Origin of the sequence: Tardiphaga robiniae, assembly GCF_013359755.1 — a bacterium.
Classification (GTDB): domain Bacteria; phylum Pseudomonadota; class Alphaproteobacteria; order Rhizobiales; family Xanthobacteraceae; genus Tardiphaga; species Tardiphaga robiniae.
Window position 1 is genome coordinate 101,105 of record NZ_JABMCJ010000093.1, and the last position, 17,550, is coordinate 118,654.

The 17,550-nt window shown below is 62.7% G+C and carries 17 protein-coding genes; 8 read left to right on the forward strand and 9 right to left on the reverse strand.

Going from position 1 to position 17,550, the window contains the following annotated elements; all coding sequences use genetic code 11:
- Window positions 1-297 precede the first annotated feature (297 nt).
- The 3 genes from HP556_RS24640 to HP556_RS24650 form a co-directional block, all read right to left on the reverse strand.
- The gene (locus HP556_RS24640; protein WP_175368913.1) at window positions 298-1,674 is read right to left on the reverse strand and encodes an MFS transporter; all 1,377 of its coding nucleotides are present in this window, start codon (window positions 1,672-1,674) and stop codon (window positions 298-300) included.
- A gap of 119 nt (window positions 1,675-1,793) precedes the next feature.
- Window positions 1,794-2,408, reverse strand: coding sequence for a TetR/AcrR family transcriptional regulator (locus tag HP556_RS24645; protein WP_089264150.1), 615 nt, complete (start codon window positions 2,406-2,408; stop codon window positions 1,794-1,796).
- A 369-nt stretch (window positions 2,409-2,777) separates the two neighbouring features.
- Window positions 2,778-3,086, reverse strand: coding sequence for a hypothetical protein (locus HP556_RS24650; RefSeq protein WP_089264151.1), 309 nt, complete (start codon window positions 3,084-3,086; stop codon window positions 2,778-2,780).
- 228 nt (window positions 3,087-3,314) lie between these two features.
- On the opposite strand from HP556_RS24650, the gene HP556_RS24655 reads away from it, so the two are divergent.
- On the forward strand, window positions 3,315-4,814 hold the full coding sequence (locus tag HP556_RS24655; protein WP_175368914.1) for a caspase family protein: 1,500 nt from the start codon (window positions 3,315-3,317) through the stop codon (window positions 4,812-4,814).
- 94 nt (window positions 4,815-4,908) lie between these two features.
- A complete protein-coding gene (locus tag HP556_RS24660) occupies window positions 4,909-6,141 on the forward strand; it encodes an FAD-dependent oxidoreductase (protein WP_175368915.1) in 1,233 nt (410 codons plus the stop codon).
- Between the two features lie 6 nt (window positions 6,142-6,147).
- Here HP556_RS24660 and HP556_RS24665 read toward each other — a convergent pair whose 3' ends face one another.
- From HP556_RS24665 to HP556_RS24680, 4 genes are all read right to left on the reverse strand, one after another.
- Window positions 6,148-6,918, reverse strand: coding sequence for an SDR family NAD(P)-dependent oxidoreductase (locus HP556_RS24665; protein ID WP_175368916.1), 771 nt, complete (start codon window positions 6,916-6,918; stop codon window positions 6,148-6,150).
- Window positions 6,919-6,936: 18 nt separating this feature from the next.
- Window positions 6,937-7,707: an SDR family NAD(P)-dependent oxidoreductase gene (locus HP556_RS24670; RefSeq protein WP_175368917.1), complete on the reverse strand. Its 771-nt coding sequence runs from the start codon at window positions 7,705-7,707 to the stop codon at window positions 6,937-6,939.
- Window positions 7,708-7,799: 92 nt separating this feature from the next.
- Window positions 7,800-8,066 (reverse strand): hypothetical protein, encoded by a 267-nt coding sequence (locus HP556_RS24675; protein WP_420878696.1) that lies wholly within the window; start codon window positions 8,064-8,066, stop codon window positions 7,800-7,802.
- Between the two features lie 27 nt (window positions 8,067-8,093).
- Window positions 8,094-9,062 (reverse strand): SDR family NAD(P)-dependent oxidoreductase, encoded by a 969-nt coding sequence (locus HP556_RS24680; protein ID WP_175368918.1) that lies wholly within the window; start codon window positions 9,060-9,062, stop codon window positions 8,094-8,096.
- A gap of 136 nt (window positions 9,063-9,198) precedes the next feature.
- Between HP556_RS24680 and HP556_RS24685 the strand changes: the two genes are divergently transcribed.
- On the forward strand, window positions 9,199-9,795 hold the full coding sequence (locus HP556_RS24685) for a TetR/AcrR family transcriptional regulator (protein ID WP_175368919.1): 597 nt from the start codon (window positions 9,199-9,201) through the stop codon (window positions 9,793-9,795).
- A 78-nt stretch (window positions 9,796-9,873) separates the two neighbouring features.
- Here HP556_RS24685 and parE read toward each other — a convergent pair whose 3' ends face one another.
- The gene (gene parE, locus HP556_RS24690) at window positions 9,874-11,922 is read right to left on the reverse strand and encodes a DNA topoisomerase IV subunit B (RefSeq protein ID WP_175368920.1); all 2,049 of its coding nucleotides are present in this window, start codon (window positions 11,920-11,922) and stop codon (window positions 9,874-9,876) included.
- Between the two features lie 102 nt (window positions 11,923-12,024).
- Window positions 12,025-12,405 carry a hypothetical protein gene (locus HP556_RS24695; RefSeq protein WP_175368921.1) on the reverse strand — a complete coding sequence of 127 codons (381 nt, stop codon included), beginning with the start codon at window positions 12,403-12,405 and terminating at the stop codon, window positions 12,025-12,027.
- Between the two features lie 277 nt (window positions 12,406-12,682).
- Here HP556_RS24695 and HP556_RS24700 point away from each other — a divergent pair, with 277 nt between their 5' ends.
- The 5 genes from HP556_RS24700 to argC all read left to right on the forward strand — a co-directional run bounded on the left by HP556_RS24700 (window position 12,683) and on the right by argC (window position 17,461).
- Complete coding sequence (locus HP556_RS24700) at window positions 12,683-13,213, forward strand: DedA family protein (protein ID WP_120289448.1); 531 nt, start codon at window positions 12,683-12,685, stop codon at window positions 13,211-13,213.
- Window positions 13,214-13,361: 148 nt separating this feature from the next.
- Complete coding sequence (locus tag HP556_RS24705; protein WP_175368922.1) at window positions 13,362-14,351, forward strand: MBL fold metallo-hydrolase; 990 nt, start codon at window positions 13,362-13,364, stop codon at window positions 14,349-14,351.
- A gap of 146 nt (window positions 14,352-14,497) precedes the next feature.
- On the forward strand, window positions 14,498-15,487 hold the full coding sequence (locus tag HP556_RS24710) for an MBL fold metallo-hydrolase (RefSeq protein ID WP_175368923.1): 990 nt from the start codon (window positions 14,498-14,500) through the stop codon (window positions 15,485-15,487).
- 232 nt (window positions 15,488-15,719) lie between these two features.
- Entirely contained in the window at window positions 15,720-16,406 is a 687-nt protein-coding gene (locus tag HP556_RS24715; RefSeq protein WP_175368924.1) for an FMN-binding negative transcriptional regulator, read from the forward strand.
- Window positions 16,403-17,461, forward strand: a complete 1,059-nt coding sequence (gene argC, locus HP556_RS24720; protein ID WP_175368925.1) for an N-acetyl-gamma-glutamyl-phosphate reductase — start codon at window positions 16,403-16,405, stop codon at window positions 17,459-17,461. Before HP556_RS24715 ends, argC begins: the two co-directional genes overlap by 4 nt.
- Window positions 17,462-17,550: the final 89 nt, after the last annotated feature.

Below are 17,550 nucleotides of genomic sequence, written 5' to 3' on the forward strand. Positions count from 1 at the left end.
CGCTTGGATTCTCGGGAAATACTGCAGCGCTTATCCCCGGAGCGGCACGCAAACATGCACGGAGACGCTGGGCGCTGACAGGCGGCTTACTCAAGATATCGCGTTTCGATACCGGGCCGCGTCGAGCCGGAACATAGGCTGGAATCGGCCAAAGTCAATCCGCCACACCCTGGAACATCCCAAAAAGCTTAATGTTTTAGCGGAAAAGGGCCAAAACCGGGATATTGACGGGGGCTTGGGGTCCCGCCGGACGGCCGCTACGCGACGTCGCGTGTGACGTCGATGCAGCGCTGACCGTTAGTCGACCGGCCTGCGTTCGCGGCCGGGTGGACCGGCAATGGCGATGAGCGCGCCGCTCAGTAACAGCGCGGTCGAGATCACCATGAACATCGCGATCGGACCGTGGCTGCCGAGCAGCGGCAGCAGCGCGATCGGTACCAGCGCCGATACGACGCGGCCGAGGCCCCATGCGCCAGCGGTGGCCGAGGCGCGCAGATGCGTTGGCAGCAGCTCGACAGCGTAGAGGCTAAGCACGGCGCTGTAGACGGCACTGGCGAGGTTGAACACGATGCCGGTGACGATGAGCGGCGTTAGCACCGTGCTGACAGCGAAAGTCAGCCCGGTTGCGATCATCACCACGGCACAGGCGACCAGAACGAGGCGCCGCGGGATACGATCGATGAAGGCCGATGCCGCCGCGATGCCGATCGATGGACCGAACATCGTAAGTCCCGCGAACAGCAGGGACTCGCTGACATGAAATCCCTTCTGCACCATCACCGCGGCGCTGAGCAGCGGGAAGCCAATGGTGGCCCAGGGTCCGAGTACATAGAGCGCGGCAAGGAGCGCTGTGCGCCGCAGGCTGATCCGATCGCGGGCGAGCGCTCGGAAGCCGCTGGATCTGGTCGCAATAGTTTCGGGAGCGGAGATCGCCGGCGGTGATGGCTGACGCGCGGATGCCTCGAAGCGGCGGCAGGCGGCATCAGCCTCGGCGTCGCGTCCGACCGATGCGAGCCAGCGCGGCGATTCCGGCACCAGGAAGAACAGCAGGGCTGTCAGGGTCGAGCACGCGCTGCCGAAGATCAAAGCCCAGCGCCAGCCCTCGATGCCCCATGGCGCGATGGGCGTCAGCCAGCGGATCATCAGGATGATAGCCGGTGCGCCGAGAAAGGCGAGCGCGCCGCACAGCATCATCAAGAGGCCACGCCGCCGGGGCGGCAGCAGGTCTGACAGATAGGCCGATGTCAAAGGCGGATAGCCGCCGATGGCGAGGCCGGAGATGAAGCGGAAGGCCGTCATGGTTGCCACATCGCGACTGGCGGCGACGGCGAGCGAGCTCAGCGCCAAGACGGCAAGCGCGCTCTGCAGCGCGATCTGGCGGCCATAGCGATCCGCAATCCAGCCGAACACAGGTGCACCAACGGCGCCGCCGGCAAAGACCGATGCCAACAACAGCGAGAGCTCGCCGCGCGAGATGCTGTAGGGCGGCGCGAGAAAGATGCCGGAAAAGGCATTGCTGAGCGCCACTTCGGCGATGTCTGCGAACAGGCCGAAGGCACAGAGCGCGAAGATGCCGAGGTGAAGCGGCGTGACTGGCAGCCCGTCCAGGCGTGCCGCAATAGTTGGCACGGCTGCGCCCGCTGGCGCCCCGTGCGTCCGCACCTGGTCGTTCATCTGACGCCCCGCATCTCATAGCGGCAACGCAATGCGCGTCCTCCGCGGCCCGCGCGGACCATATGTCGATGGAGCTGGATGAGTCGAGAGGAGGGTATGTGGCGGCGAACCGCAGCGTCTCAAATCTGCGTCGGCGTTGCCGCGCAGCCATACAGGATCATCTCGCAGGTCTGGCGATAGCGCGCCGAGAAGTCATTCGCTGCGATCGGAGGGAGTGCCTGATTGACAGCCCGTCCGCCGTCGGCCAGCGCCTGCGCGATCTGCGCGGCCGTAAAACGGCCGGTCAGGATCAGCAGCTTGCTGTAGTGGAAATCGATAATCAGCTTTTCCAGCTCGGCCTGGAAGGCGATTGCGGACTCGATCATGAGATCGCGGCAGCGCCGAAAGGCTTCCGCATTGAGCTCGACGGTATGCGGTGAGAATGTCAGCATCCGACGGGTTTCGCCGTATCTCAGGTCGATGATCGTCGCAAAGATGTCGAGTGCGCTGCCGCCACTTTCCCGGATCTTCTGGCCGGCCTCGAGTGCCTGCGCTATCGCGACTTCATTGCGATGGCCGATCGAGGCACGAAATGCCTCTTCCTTGTTGCTGAAATAGTAATAGAGCGCGCGCTGCGTGAAGCCGCACTCTCTCGCGAGACCGACCATCGACAGGCCGGCATAGCCGTGGTCGAGAAATGCCTTGTTGACCCGAAGCAGCAACTCGTGCCCGGGCGTAATCATCTTCTTTGCCATTGGTCGTCAGGTATCCAGTCGTAGCGGGCTTCGGGCGGGTGATTAAAACTGCCTGAAATCTTACAGTCTAAAAAATCCCATCCTCAAATCGCCAAGCTACGAGGAACGCAAAGTTCCTGAAGCGCGCTTCCTGACGTTGGTTGCCTGTAGCAGGAGCCGGTTTTAGCAATTGCTCCCCGGATTGGCTCCGGACCTGATGAATTGTCACATAGCACATGTCGGGGCAATCATGTCGATGATTGGCCGCGTAACCCTTATCCACAGGACTTCGCGACATGTGGTACCTCATCACCCCTGATCGAGAGCGCACGCCGAGCCGTCCGGAAGTCGACTTATTCCGGCGCGCGTGAGAGGGATACCGCAGGCTGACTATTTGCCGTAAGTGCCTAGCTGCATCCCGAGATTCTGCATCACGAAAGCATTCATGCGCAGATGCACCTCGCTGCCGCTCTGTAGACGGGCATCGACCTCATACGTCGCCGGATCGACCTGGCGGATCCCGATGATCTGGTTGATATCCAGCACTTCCGGGGTGGTCTGTGCAGGCTTGGCGGCCACCGGCGCGCGCTTCGGTTTGGCGGCGGCAACCGGGGGCTTCGGCGCGGTAGCGGGGGCCGCATCCTGCGCGAGTGCCATGGTGGGAAGCAGCAGGGCGGCTGCGAGGACGAGTGATTTCACGAGGATCTCCTGACTCTGATTGGGGCTCGGGCTAGCGGAGATTAAGGCGGAAAATGTGGCAGCGGGGCTGCAACCGGCGGGCAGATGATCTGCCTGAGCAGGCAGGACAAAATGGGTGGTAACGGCTAGACCTCGGTTTGAACCGGCCGCAGTTCTGCCTCGACCAAGGCAGACAATGACGCGGTCGAGCCACACGGATACATGTGCTGGCGGGGCGGGGATAGAACAATGCGACGGCTTTTGATTCTGCTGGCAACGCTGGCAGCGGCGGCACTTTCGACAGCGCCGGCTTTTGCTGCAAAACGCGTGGCGCTGGTCATCGGCAATAACGACTATCGCAATGTGCCGAAGCTGCAGAAGGCCGTGAATGACGCCCGCAGCATAGGGGACGCACTGAAGAATCTCGGCTTCAGTGTCATGGTGGCCGAGAACCAGACCCGGCAGGCCTTCAGTCAGTCTTTGCTCGCTTTCGATTCGACGATTGAAAAAGGCGACACGGCCTTTTTCTTTTTTGCAGGGCACGGCTTCGAGATCGCCGGCCAGAATTTCCTGCTGCCGACGGATGTCCCTGCCGCCACGGAAGGGCAGGAAGAGCTGGTGCGCGACTCAGCGATTCTCGCCGACCGGATTGTAACGCGGCTGCAGATGCGCGGCGCGCGGACGTCGATTCTGGTGTTCGACGCCTGTCGCAACAATCCGTTCGAGCGCGCTGGCACCCGCGCTGTGGCCGGCAGCGGTGGCCTCGCTCCTATGACGACGCTCCCGGAAGGCGTGTTTTCGATCTTCTCGGCCGGGCCGCGGCAGACCGCGCTGGACCGTTTGTCGAACAACGACACCGATCCGAATTCGGTTTTCACGCGCGCCTTCATCAAGGAGCTGCAGGAGCCATCGCTGAACCTCGTGCAGGTCGCGCAGCGCACCCGGCGGACCGTCAGCGAGATGGCAGAGACCGTGAAGCACCGTCAGGTGCCGGTGTATTTCGACCAGATGGTCGATGACGTCTTTCTCAATGGTGTGGCGCTCAAGCAGGCCGATGCGCGGCCGCCCGAACCGCTGCAGCAGGTCGCTGCGCTGCCGCCTGTCAACGTTCCGCAACTGCCGCCGGCCAACGATGCGGTGAACGCACCGATCGCCAGCTTCTCGCGCCACAATGGCGGCTGGACCGTGATGTTCTCGATCGCCGATCCGACGCTGGGTATCTCCTGGCGGATGGGTGAGGCAGGTAATTTCCGCGAGACCGGCTTCATGGACACGCTCGATCCGCGCACGCGCAAGCGGATGCCGAATCCGGCGATCCAGCTCGATGCCGACGCCGCGGCAGCGACGATCTATCTGCGTTACGTCGACGCGAACGGCGAGATGCAGGGCCCGTTTCCGATCCGCTTCGATCCCGAGGCGGCGCTGGTTCGCGACCAGCGCAAGATCCTCGATATGACCGCTGGAAGCTGGCTTGCCTTCGGTGGCTACAACACGCCCCTGATGTATTATACGCATCTGATGTCGTATCGCTGTGCCATTCGCGAGGCCCGCGTCGGGATCGATAGCGCCGTGCCGGACAAGCTGCTGAAATTCCCGCCCTGCGAACTGCGCGACCCCATTGCGACGCCGTCGGATGCCGAGACCTACATCAAAATCCCGGCCTCGACGAAGTTCGTGTCGGTCGAATTGACGTTCCGGGACGGCAGCATCTCCGAAACCAAGAGCTTCCGACGTTCGGGAAATCGATGAGCATGATCGACACCGCCCTGCGAACCACGGCATTTCGACTATCGCAAGCTCGCATTCCTTGATCAAGAAATTCGACTCGCCGGAGGAGTAGCGAATGGCTGGAGGCGCGAACGAGAACTCGCTGACCGCGCGCTGCTGCATCGTTGGCGGTGGCCCTGCCGGAATGATGCTCGGCTATCTGCTCGGCCGCGCCGGCGTCGATACGATCGTTATCGAGAAACACGCCGACTTCTTCCGCGATTTCCGCGGCGACACCGTGCATCCATCGACGCTGCAGGTGATGGACGAGCTTGGCCTGATCGACGACTTCCTGAAGATCAAGCACGATCGTATCCAGAGGATGGATGGCTTCTTCGGAACGCATAAGCTGCGCATTGCGGATATCAGCCGCACCAGCGCGAAGTATCCGTTTATCGCCTTCATGCCGCAGTGGGATTTCCTCAATTTCCTGCGCGACAAAGCGCAGCGCTATCCGCATCTCAAGGTGATGATGAACACCGAGGCCACCGATCTCATCTGGTCGTGCGAGCAAGTGGTCGGCGTCAAGGCCATCACGCAGCAGGGCCCGGTCGAGATCCATGCCGATCTGACAGTGGCCTGCGATGGCCGGCATTCGATCGTGCGGCCGGCGGCGAAGCTGGAGGTCGAAGACATCGGTGCGCCCATGGACATCTTGTGGTTTCGCGTTGCCAAGGGCGCGGAGACCGAGAGCGTGTTCGCGCGGCTCGAGCCCGGCAAGATGATGGTGACCATCGATCGCGGGGACTACTGGCAATGCGCTTATGTGATCGCCAAGGGGCACTATGAGGAGATCAAGGTGCGTGGCCTTGAGGCTTTCCGTGCCGAAACGTCACGTCTGGCGCCGATCCTGAGCGCGCATATCGAAGAGCTGAAGAGCTGGGACGACGTCAAACTACTGACCGTCGCGATCAATCGGCTCAAGCGCTGGACCCGGCCGGGGCTGTTGTGCATCGGCGATGCCGCGCATGCGATGTCCCCGGTTGGCGGCGTCGGTGTGAATATTGCGGTGCAGGACGCCGTCGCGACCGCTAACCTGCTGGCGGCGAAGCTGGTGGAGGGACCGGTGACCGAGGACGACCTCGGCGCGGTGCGTCGCCGCCGCGAATTCCCGATGCGCGCAACACAGGGCATGCAGGTCGTGATGCAAAACAACATCATCAGCCGTGCACTGGCCAAGGGCGGCGAGCCGCTGACGCCGCCGCTGATCATGCGCCTGGTCAGCGCGTTTCCGCTGCTGCAGGGACTAACCGCGCGCTTCCTGGCCATTGGCGTACGACCGGAGCACGTGCAGTCGCCAGAAGCCTAAGACAGACTATCCCTGCACCGAGAAGCCGCCGTCCACGGGGATTGCCGTTCCGGTGACGAAGTCCGACGCGCGCGACGACAGGAACACGGCAATGCCCGCGAAATCTCCCGACGCGCCCCAGCGGCCGGCGGGCGTTCGTGCGAGTACTTTGTCATGCAGGCCGTCGATTTCACGGCGCGCATTCTGTGTCAGTTCGGTATCGATCCAGCCCGGCAGAACGGCGTTGCACTGAATATTGTGAGGCGCCCAAGCGACGGCGCAGGAGCGGGTGAACTGGACGATGCCGCCTTTGCTGGCGGCATAGGCTGGCGCGAAAGACGCGCCGAAGATCGACAGCATCGAGCCGATATTGATGATCTTGCCGCCGCCCGCGGCCTTCATCGCCGGATGCACCGCCTGCGAACAGACGAAGGCGCTGGTGAGATTGGTCTTGATCACGCTGTCCCATTCGTCGAGTGCGATCTCGTGCGGCGGCTTGCGGATGTTGATCCCGGCATTGTTGATGAGGATATCGATGCGGCCCAGTTCTTTCAGCACGCGTGCGATCATTCCATCGACAGCGGTCCTGTCGGTCACATCGGCCGCAATGGCGACCGCTCTGGCGCCGCTCTCGGTCAGCTCCGCGACGGCATCCTTGGATTTCGTCTGGTTGCGTCCCACCACCGCGATGGTGGCGCCGGCCTGCGCCAGACCCCGCGCCATGCCGAGCCCGATGCCGCCATTGCCGCCAGTGACGATGGCCACTTTGCCGGAGAGATCGAACAGTCCTGCAGTCATGGTGTTGTCCTCATTGCATCAGCCTTGAATTGAAAAGCCGCCATCGACCGTGAGCGCGGCACCGTTGACGAAGTCGGAAGCCCCGCTGGCCAAGAACACGGCCGCGCCCGCAAGATCATCAGGCCTACCCCAGCGCTGCGCCGGTACACGCCCGAGAATGCGATCGTGCAGTTCGGGTCGGATGTCCTTGGCGCGCTTGGTCAGATCGGTATCGATCCAGCCCGGCAGGATCGCGTTGGACTGGATGTTGTCCATAGCCCATGCCGTCGCCAGCGCGCGGGTGAATTGCAGGATGCCGCCTTTGCTTGAGGCGTAGTTCGCCGCGCCGCCGGCGCCGAGCGTGGCCAACACCGAGGCGATATTGATGATCTTGCCGCGGCCTGCGGCTTTCATCGTCGGGTAGACAGCCTGCGCGCAGATGAAAGGCGCGGTCATGTTGACGTCGATGACCTTCTGCCAGTCGGCCAGCGTCATGTCTTCGATTGGCGCGGAGATGCTGATGCCGGCATTGTTGACGAGGATGTCAATGCGGCCGAACGCGTTCAACGTTGCGGACACCATCTGCGCGATCGAGTTCGGGTCGGTAACATCGGTCGTCAGTGCGAGTACCGGATGTCCGGACGTCTCCAGTTCGGCTTTTGCTGAAGCGGCATTATCGCGGTTGCGATCGGCGATCACGAGGGTCGCACCGGCATTCGCCAGCCCGCGCGCCATGCCGAGGCCAATTCCGGTGTTGCCGCCGGTGACGATGGCGACCCTGCCGGTGAGATCGAAGAGATTACTGGTCAAAGATTGTCCGCCCCGCATGATTGTTCCTGACGCGTTCTACGGCGCGTCTGGGACGGATCATCGCAAGACTGGCGGGAAGATGGAAGGGGGCGTCAGCGCCGCACGAGCGCCAGTCCCATCAGTCCGACGCCAAGCGCGGCGAGGGCAGCGCCGTAATAGGCCCACTGCATCTGGCTGATCATGAAACTGGATTTCGGCCAGTTCACGAGCCCGGTGCCCTGGCCGATCCAGAGGGTGCCGATCAGAAAAGCGAGAATGCCGAGGGTAAGGAATGGTGCGCGCATGGGATAGATACAATGAACGGAGCCAAAGGTTTCAAGCGCCAGCTGTGGCGGTGACGAACCAACTGTTTGGTTCATCACCGCAGTTTCATTTCGGCAGGGCGATCAGAAGCGCTCGCCAACCATTTCCTCACTCTTAGCCCATAGCGCCTTGGCGCGTTCGGCATCGAGCGCGTAAGCGCGCACGCCTTCGCTGGCCGGATTGATCAGCCCGTCGACGATCTCCGAGACGTGACAGTTCTCGCAATAGCGGCCGCCGATCTCGTCCGCGCTGGCGACCACGCCGGCCCACACCGAAGTTGCAGCGCCTTGCGGAATGGTCTTCCATTGAAACAGCGGTTTACCCTCGGCAGCGAGCTCGGCATTGATGCCGTCGAGCATGGCATCGATCGTTGCTTCGCCGATATGGCGGCCGAGTTCTGTCTTGATGCCGCCGGGATGCAGCGCGGTGGCGCGCACGCCACGTGCCCGATGCCGCCGGTCGAACTCGACGGCGAACAGTATGTTGGCGGTCTTCGAGCGGCCATAGCCGATGAACGGGTCGTAGGAGCCCTTGGTGAAGTTGGGATCATCGAGATCGACATCGGCGAAACGATGGCCGGACGAAGCGACGTTGACCAGTCGCGCGGTGGGCGACAGCAGTGACGCGATACGGTTGACCAATACGAAGTGACCGAGATGGTTCGTGCCGAACTGGGTCTCGAAGCCGTCCGCGGTGAGGCCGAACGGCGGCGCCATCACGCCGGCATTGGCGATCACCAGGTCGAACGGGCGGCCAGCCGCGACCAGTGCGTCGGCGCAGGCCCGGACGCTGGCCAGCGAGCCGAGATCGAGTGCAATCAGTTCGAGGCCACCGCCACCAGTGGCATCGGCGCGCACTTGCGCGGTCGCCGTTTCCGCCTTGGCGAGGTCACGGGCGGCACCGACCACCTGCGCGCCCCGGGCGGCCAGGCTGCGCGCCGTCTCGACGCCGAGCCCGGCTGAGACGCCGGTGACCAGAATGCGCTTGCCGCGGAGGTCGACGCCAGCGAGCACGTCGTCGGTGGTGGAAGTGGCACTGAAAGGTCCTGCCATGATAGCTCCTTGTGTTTGGCACGACGCGCCTCCGAGCTGATCGAGCTTTGTCGAACGGCGCTTTGAGGGTATAAATGGAGGCCGTCTCCGTTTAAATACGGAGGCTCCCTCCGTTTATCAAGAGGTAACCCGTAAAATGGCACAGGAGGCCAAGCCGAAGGCCGTTCGCGGACCACGGATCGATGCGCGGCGCAATCGTCAGCGGCTGTTGGAAACGGCAAAGGCGACATTCGCCGAAAAGGGCGAGGCGGCCGGTCTCGAGGAGATCGCGCGGCTCGCGGGCGTCGGAATCGGGACGCTATATCGCCACTTCCCCACCCGCGACGCATTGGTCGAGGCGGTCTATCGCAACGAGACACAGCAGCTTGCCGAGGCCGCTGCGGAACTTGCGACCACACATGCCCCGGTGGAGGCCTTGCGCGCCTGGATGCGAATCTTCGTCGATCACATTGCGACGAAGCAACTGATGGCGGGTGTGCTGGGTTCGATTGTTGGCGACTGTTCGGACCTCTATGCCGATGCTGGCACGCAGATCAAAACTGCGATGGCAATGCTGGTCGACCGCGCCGTTGCCAATGGCGACATCCGCCTCGATCTCGATCCGCTCGACATGTTGCGCGCACTGGCCGGCGTGGCCAGTGTCAGCGCAGGCCCTAATTGGGAAGCCAGCGCGAAGCGGCTCGTCGATATCCTGATCGCCGGCGTTCGCACGCCGGGCGGCGAGGGGCAATGACTAAGTAGGGAATAAAAGATTGCTCCCGGCACGCGCCCGATGATTTCTGAAGCGTGAGCGCGTCCGAGAAACGAGCTTTTAAACGTCCAGCAATTCCTCGTTGGCGAATTCCGCCTTGTCCGAGATGAACGCAAACCGCGCTTCGGCCTTGGTGCCCATCAGGCGCTCAACGGAGTCGGCAGTGCCGTCGCGGTCTTCCGGCAGCAGCTGCACGCGCAGCAAGGTGCGGCGCGCCGGGTCCATGGTGGTTTCCTTCAGCTGCGCCGGCATCATTTCGCCGAGACCTTTGAAGCGACCGACATCGACCTTGGCATTGGCGTTGAATTCGCTCTTCAGCAACGCGTCCTTGTGCGCATCGTCGCGCGCATAGACCGTCTTGCTGCCATGGGTCAGGCGGTAGAGTGGGGGGACTGCGAGATAGAGATGCCCTTCATCGATCATCTTTGGCATCTGCCGGTAGAAGAAGGTGATCAGCAGTGACGCGATGTGGGCGCCGTCGACGTCGGCGTCGGTCATGATGATGATGCGCGAATAGCGCAGGTCTTCTTCGCGGTAATGCGCGCCGGTGCCGGCGCCGATTGCCTGCATGAGGTCTGATATCTGCGCGTTGGCCGTCAGCTTTTCCTTGGTCGCGGAAGCGACGTTGAGGATTTTGCCGCGCAGCGGCAGGATCGCCTGCGTCTTGCGGTCACGCGCCTGTTTGGCGCTGCCGCCTGCCGAGTCGCCCTCGACGATGAACAGCTCGGAGCCTTCGGTCGCGGTATTGGTGCAGTCGGCGAGCTTGCCGGGCAGGCGCAGCTTCTTCACCGCGGTCTTGCGCGAGGTTTCCTTCTCCGCGCGGCGGCGCAGACGCTCGTCGGCGCGCTCCAGCACGAATTCGAGCAGCTTGTTGGCCTGCACCGGATTGCCGGACAGCCAATGGTCGAACGGATCCTTGATGGCCTGTTCGACGATCTTCTGGGCTTCGGCGGTGGCGAGACGATCCTTGGTCTGGCCCTGGAATTCCGGTTCACGCACGAACACCGACAGCATCACGGCGGCGCCGACCATCACGTCTTCCGAAGTGATGGTGCCGGACCGCTTGCCCTGGCCGACGCGCTCGGCGTGGTCCTTCAATCCGCGCAGCATGGCGCTGCGCATGCCGGCTTCATGGGTGCCGCCATCGGGCGTCGGCACGGTGTTGGTATAGGACGACATGAAGCCGTCGGCGTCCGCGGTCCAGGCCACAGCCCATTCGCAGGCGCCATGGGCGCCGTTGCGGCCGGATTTGCCGGAGAAGATTTCCGGATGCACCAGCGTATCGGCATGGATCGCCGCGGCGAGATAGTCCTTGAGGCCGCCGGGGAAGTGGAATTCGTCCTCGGCCGGAGTGTCCTCGAGGCCTTTGAGCAGTTCCGGATCGCACTTCCAGCGGATCTTCACGCCGCCGAACAGATAGGCCTTGGAGCGCGCCATCTTGAACAGGCGCTGCGGCTTGAAGGCCGCCTTGGCGCCGAAGATGTCGGTATCCGGCTTGAAGCGCACGCGGGTGCCGCGGCGATTATGAACCTTGCCGAGATCCTCAAGCTTGCCCTGCGGAATGCCGCGGGCAAACGTCATCTTGTAGAGCTGCTGGTTGCGCGCGACCTCAACCTCGAGCAGCGAGGAGAGGGCGTTGACCACGGAGACGCCGACACCGTGCAGACCGCCCGAGGTCTCGTAGACCTTGGAGTCGAATTTGCCGCCGGCATGCAGCGTGCACATGATGACTTCGAGGGCGGATTTTTTTGGATGTTTCGGATGCGGATCGACCGGGATGCCGCGGCCGTTGTCCGACACCGACAGGAAGCCGTCGGCGGTGAGTTCCACCTCGATGAAGGTCGCATGGCCAGCCAGCGCCTCGTCCATCGAGTTGTCGATCACTTCGGCGAACAGGTGATGCAGCGCCTTTTCGTCGGTGCCGCCGATATACATGCCCGGGCGACGCCGGACCGGCTCAAGGCCTTCGAGGACCTCGATATCCGCGGCTGTATAGCCGTCTTCGGCATTGGCGGAGCGGGTGGACGCCTTCGGTGCCGCAGCCGATTTTGGCGCGCCGGCGCCACCAAAAAGATCAGCTTTCGCGTTTGATTTCTGTGCCTTGGCCATATGTCTTAAAGTTTTGTCTCGGTTGGCGCCGCGCGAGGCGCGGCGAATCGTTGCTGTGACTATGCCACGTTCAGGTTGGCAATGTGGCTGCGACCTCGGGGCTCATGCGGCCGTGCCAGAGCGCTCGGTGCGTAGCACAATCACAACGAACAGGGCCATGGCTGCGAGCATGATCAGTGAACCGATGATCGGAATGGCCATATAAGCGTGGTTGGCGAGCAGGGTGATGCCGATGCCGACAGGGAACATGATGCCGCCGACGATGTGCATCGTGCCTTGGACCTTGGCCAGTAGCGAGCGTCCGGCCAGGGGAATCAGGCGGTAATACAACCCGAACAGGAACAGCAGCACGCCGCCGACAAGGTTGAGATGCGCATGCGCGGGGCTCAGCAGGAAGTCCTGGCGTATGCCCATCACGATGCCGGCGACCATCCCGATCAGCAATACCAGCGCGCTCACGCACATCATCAGCGATCCGATCATCTTCAATCCTTTGCGTTCTTGATTTTGACAGCCGGGCGGGAAATCAACCCCGCGGCGGTACAGAGTTGCCATTGGGTAAGCCGGTCTCTGACCTTGGACGCAGAAGCCGGGAAAAGGTTCAAATTTACCGGTGGGCACCCGCACCGCGGCTATCGGCCCTCAGATGTTGTGACTTGATGTGATCGGCGCCGCCGGATTACCTGTCGCGGGCGTTTGAAGGTTAAAGCGGTTCGCGGCCAATCCGGCCGGGCCAGAGCCGTAAAGGGACACTCTCCATATGGAAGGCTGGATGCACGGGCTGATCGAATTCGTGCGCCAGAACCAGGTCTGGGCGGCGCCGATCGTCCTGCTGCTGGCCTTCGGGGAATCGCTCGCTTTCATCTCCCTACTGCTGCCGGCCTGGGGCGCGCTGGTGGCCATCGGCGCACTGGTCGGCGCGAGCGGCATCAGCTTCTGGCCGGTGTTGATTGCCGGCGCTCTCGGCGCGGCGCTCGGCGACTGGCTCTCCTATTGGTTCGGCTTCAGATACAAGGACCAGGTCGCCCAGATCTGGCCGCTGTCCAAATTTCCCGACCTGCTTCCGCGCGGCGAAGCCTTCGTCAAAAAATGGGGCGTGCCCAGCATTTATATCGGCCGCTTCTTCGGCCCATTGCGGGCCTCCGTGCCGCTGGCCGCCGGCATTTTCGAAATGCCGTATTGGCGTTTCCAAGTTGCCAACTTCACCTCGGCCTTTATCTGGGCGGGCGTCCTGCTGCTGTTCGGCGACGGCCTGTCGATGACCGTGGAATGGCTCTGGAAGCTGAAGTAGTCCGGCGGGGAATAACCGCTGCGCCCGGGTGTTCAACGGGCTGACATGTCGCGGTGTCTGAATGCCGCGACATCTCGCAGAAGTCATCGAACGCTGGTAGATAGTTCCGCCAGCCCCCGCCTGTCACTGCTTCACCCCGGAGAACATCATGGACCTGTCACGCCGTCACGCCCTTGCCGGAGCCGCCGCGCTCGCCGCATCTCCATTGCTCACCGCAGGCTCTGCCAAAGCCTCCGCTCCGCCGGCCGACAAGCAGGCGCCGAGCTTCTATCGCTACAAGGTCGGTGATGCGCAGGTGAACGCGATTTCCGACGGCGCCAACACCTTTCCGCTGGCTGACACTTTCGTGCTCAACGCCAAGAAGGATGAGGTCAACGCCGCGCTCGACAAGGCCTTCCTGCCGAAGGACAAGATGACCATCCACTTTGCGCCGCTGGTCATCAACACTGGCGGCAAGTTGGTGGTGATCGATACGGGCAACGGCCCCGGCGCCCTCGCGGCGACCAAGGGCAATGTCGGCCAGTTCGCCAACAACATGGCCGCCGCTGGTATCGACGCCAAGAACGTCGACATGGTCGTGATCTCGCATTTCCACGGCGATCACGTGAACGGGCTTCTTGCCGCCGACGGCACGCCGGCTTTTCCAAATGCCGAAGTCCTCGTCCCGGCCGCCGAGTGGAAGTACTGGAACGACGATGGCGAACTGGCCAAGGCCGCCAATGACCGCATGAAGGGTCTGTTCGCCAGCAACCGCAAGCTCTTCAACGATGGGTTGAAGAAGAAGGTCACGCCCTATGAGTGGGGCAAGGATGTCGCACCGGGCCTGCTCGCCGTGGAGTCGGTCGGCCATACGCCGGGCCACACGTCGTTCGTGCTGTCGTCCGGCAGCGACAAGCTGTTCATTCAGTCCGACGTCACCAACCATCCGTCGCTGTTCGTCACCAATCCCGGCTGGCATCTGATGTTCGACCAGGATCCGGCACAGGCGGAAACGACGCGCCGCAAGGTCTATGACATGCTGGTGGCCGAGAAGATGCGTGTGCAGGGCTTCCACTATCCATTCCCGGCCAACGGTTTCGTCGAGAAGGATGGCAGTGGTTATCGGCTGGTGCCGGCCCCATGGAGCCCGGTGATCTAAACGAAGCCTGGCAAATTTCCCGGCCTGCGCTGCAGTGCAGGCCGGCTGGCCTCGTAAACACCCATCGCCTCCGTCGGTGCGTCGTGCCAGTCTCTGCGCCGGAGTCGCGCCAACAGCGACCATGCAAAGCAAGGGGAGAAGACTTCATGGATCTGTCACGACGACACGCACTGGCGGGTGCCGCCGCGCTCGCAGCGACGCCACTGCTTTCATCGGCCCCGGCAAAGGCATCCGCACCGCCGGCCGATAAGCAGGCGCCGAGTTTCTATCGCTACAAGGTCGGCGATATCCAGGTGAACGCCATTTCCGATGGTGCGGCGACGTTTCCGCTGGCCGATACCTATATTTCCAACGCCAAACGCGATGATATCAATGCCGTGCTCGCCAGGGCATTTCTGCCGAAAGATCAGATCACCAACTTCTATGCGCCATTGGTGATCAACACCGGTGGCAAGCTGGTGGTGATCGACACCGGCAACGGGCCGGGCGCCTATGCCAGTAGCAAGGGCAATGTCGGTCAGTTCATTACCAACATGACGGCGGCAGGGATCGATCCAAAGATGATCGACATGGTCGTGATCTCGCACTTCCATGGCGATCATGTGAACGGCCTGCTGACGGCGGACGGCGTGCTGGCGTTTCCCAATGCCGAAGTGCTGGTGCCGGCAGTAGAGTGGAAGTTCTGGATGGACGACGGCGAGATGGGCCGTGCCACCGGCGATCGCATGACCGGTCTGTTCAAGAACAATCGGCGGGTGTTCGAGGCCGGGTTGAAGAAGAAGGTTACGCCCTATGAATGGGGCAAGGACGTCGCGCCCGGGCTGCTGGCTGTCGCCTCGATCGGGCACACGCCGGGCCACACGTCCTATGTGCTGTCGTCCGGATCGGACAAGGTCTTCATCCAGTCGGACGTCACCAACCTTCCGGCGCTATTCGCCGCCAATCCCGGCTGGCACGTGAATTTCGACCAGGATCCGGTGCAGGCCGAAGCCACCCGCCGCAAGGTCTATGACATGCTGGTCGCCGACAGGATGCGGGTGCAAGGCTTCCACTATCCGTTCCCGGCCAACGGTTTCGTCGAGAAGGATGGCAACGGCTACCGCGTCGTGCCGGCACCGTGGAGCCCGGTTCTCTGAGGTCTGCGCTCTGGTGATCTTGACGGATCGCGGGCGCGGCCCTATGACCGCGCCCATGATCAACCTTGCGACCAGCATCATCGCCCGCCGCCGCCGCATTCTCGCGGCAGGTGGAGATATGTGCGCATAAGCGTTTCGATCTCTCACTGCCGCCGGATATGGTCCGCGGCAGTCTTTCTCCCAAACAGCAGCGCGACCCATCCGGCGGCCTTCACTCAGGAAGGAGCCCGCCATGTATACGCCGCCCAAATTTCAGACCGACCGGACTGACGCACTTGCGTTTGCGGACGCGCGCGGCTTCGGCACGGTCTGCGCCTTCGATGGCAGGAAGCCGATCGCCTCCGCGGTGCCTTTCTGCCTCGACTACGGCAATGACGGCACGCCGCGTCTGGCCTTTCACCTTGCGCGACAAAATCCGCTGCTCAAGCTTGCAGACGGCGTGACGCCATGGGCCATGGCCATCCTGGGCGCTGATGCCTATGTGTCGGCCGACTGGTACGTATCGCCCGATCAGGTGCCGACCTGGCTCTATCAGGCGGTCCATCTCACCGGACCGGTGCGCATCCTGTCTGGTGGTGAACTGGGCCCGCATCTTGACGTGCTGAGCGCAAGGTTCGAAACACGGCTGGCGCCGAAGAAGCCCTGGACCTCCGATAAGATGGCGGCGGGGCGGCTTGAGGCGATGAAGAAGGCGATCGTCGGTGTGGTGATGACAGTGGACGAGGTCGAGGGTAGCTCCAAGCTCAACCAGCACAAGTCAGATGCCGATCATCTGGCTGTCATGAGCGCACTGGCGCTGCGGCCGGAGCCTGCCGCGTTCGAGATTTCAAATGCGATGCGCAAATTGCGGCCGCATTTGTTTGCGGAAGAGACGACACAATTGACTGCTATGGCTGAGGCCGAAGGATTTATGGGATGAGCACGAAGAAGAAAATCGGCATTCTCGGTGCGTCCGGTTACACCGGAGCCGAACTGGTGCGGCTGCTGCTGCGTCATCCCAAGGTCGAACTCGTGCTGCTGACAGCCGACCGGCGTGCCGGTCAGGCGATGGGCGACGTGTTCCCGCAATTCGCCCCCTATGAGCTGCCTACGCTTGTGAGCATCGACTCCGTCGACTGGACGATCATCGGCCTCGATCTGGTGTTCTGCGCGCTGCCGCATGCGACGACGCAGAAGGTGCTGCAGGATTTGCTGGCCAAGGCGCCGGAGACCAAGGTGGTGGATCTGTCGGCCGACTTCCGGCTCGAGGACGCAGCCGCCTATGCGAAGTGGTATGGCCACGAACATCATGCGCTGGAGCTGCAGAAGGAAGCCGTCTACGGCCTCGTCGAGCTCTATCGGCGCGACATCAAGAAGGCGCGGCTCATCGCCAATCCCGGCTGCTACACATCATGCGCGATCCTTCCGCTGGTGCCGCTCTTGAAGGCGCGCGCCATCGAGACCGATGAGATCGTCATCGACGCCAAGTCCGGCATGACGGGAGCAGGGCGTTCCGCCAAGGAAGAGATGCTGTTCTCCGAAGTGTCTGAAGGCTTCAACGCCTATGGCGTCGGGCATCATCGGCATATGGCGGAGCTCGATCAGGAGTTTTCCAAAGCCGCTGGCAAGGAGGTTGTCGTCAGCTTCACGCCGCATCTCTTGCCGCAGAACCGCGGCATTCTCTCGACCATCTATGTGCGTGGCCGGCGGGGCAAGACGGCGCAGGATCTCCACGAGGTGCTGGTGAAGCAGTATGAGAAAGAGCCGTTCGTGCACATCCTGCCATTCGGCAAGACGCCGCATTCGCGGCACGTGCGCGGCTCCAACATGACCTTCATCGGCGTTGCCGCTGACCGTATCCCGGGCCGCGCGATCATCGTCTCGACCCTCGACAACCTGACCAAGGGCGCATCGGGGCAGGCGGTGCAGAACATGAATCTGGTGCTTGGCTTTGCCGAGACGCTGGGCATCGATCAGCCCGCGATGTTCCCGTAGAGAGCGCGCATACACCTTGGCCCGCATTGCAGGCCGGGTGACGACAGCGAGAGACAACAGAAAAGGCCCGAATTTGCGTTCGGGCCTTT

Coding starts and splice junctions, on each gene's coding strand:
- HP556_RS24640 (WP_175368913.1), bottom strand. CDS start 1,674: ATGAACGACCAGGTGCGGACGCACGGGGCGCCAGCGGGCGCAGCCGTG.
- HP556_RS24645 (WP_089264150.1), bottom strand. CDS start 2,408: ATGGCAAAGAAGATGATTACGCCCGGGCACGAGTTGCTGCTTCGGGTC.
- HP556_RS24655 (WP_175368914.1), top strand. CDS start 3,315: ATGCGACGGCTTTTGATTCTGCTGGCAACGCTGGCAGCGGCGGCACTT.
- HP556_RS24660 (WP_175368915.1), top strand. CDS start 4,909: ATGGCTGGAGGCGCGAACGAGAACTCGCTGACCGCGCGCTGCTGCATC.
- HP556_RS24665 (WP_175368916.1), bottom strand. CDS start 6,918: ATGACTGCAGGACTGTTCGATCTCTCCGGCAAAGTGGCCATCGTCACT.
- HP556_RS24675 (WP_420878696.1), bottom strand. CDS start 8,066: ATGAACCAAACAGTTGGTTCGTCACCGCCACAGCTGGCGCTTGAAACC.
- HP556_RS24680 (WP_175368918.1), bottom strand. CDS start 9,062: ATGGCAGGACCTTTCAGTGCCACTTCCACCACCGACGACGTGCTCGCT.
- HP556_RS24685 (WP_175368919.1), top strand. CDS start 9,199: ATGGCACAGGAGGCCAAGCCGAAGGCCGTTCGCGGACCACGGATCGAT.
- parE (WP_175368920.1), bottom strand. CDS start 11,922: ATGGCCAAGGCACAGAAATCAAACGCGAAAGCTGATCTTTTTGGTGGC.
- HP556_RS24695 (WP_175368921.1), bottom strand. CDS start 12,405: ATGATCGGATCGCTGATGATGTGCGTGAGCGCGCTGGTATTGCTGATC.
- HP556_RS24700 (WP_120289448.1), top strand. CDS start 12,683: ATGGAAGGCTGGATGCACGGGCTGATCGAATTCGTGCGCCAGAACCAG.
- HP556_RS24705 (WP_175368922.1), top strand. CDS start 13,362: ATGGACCTGTCACGCCGTCACGCCCTTGCCGGAGCCGCCGCGCTCGCC.
- HP556_RS24710 (WP_175368923.1), top strand. CDS start 14,498: ATGGATCTGTCACGACGACACGCACTGGCGGGTGCCGCCGCGCTCGCA.
- HP556_RS24715 (WP_175368924.1), top strand. CDS start 15,720: ATGTATACGCCGCCCAAATTTCAGACCGACCGGACTGACGCACTTGCG.
- argC (WP_175368925.1), top strand. CDS start 16,403: ATGAGCACGAAGAAGAAAATCGGCATTCTCGGTGCGTCCGGTTACACC.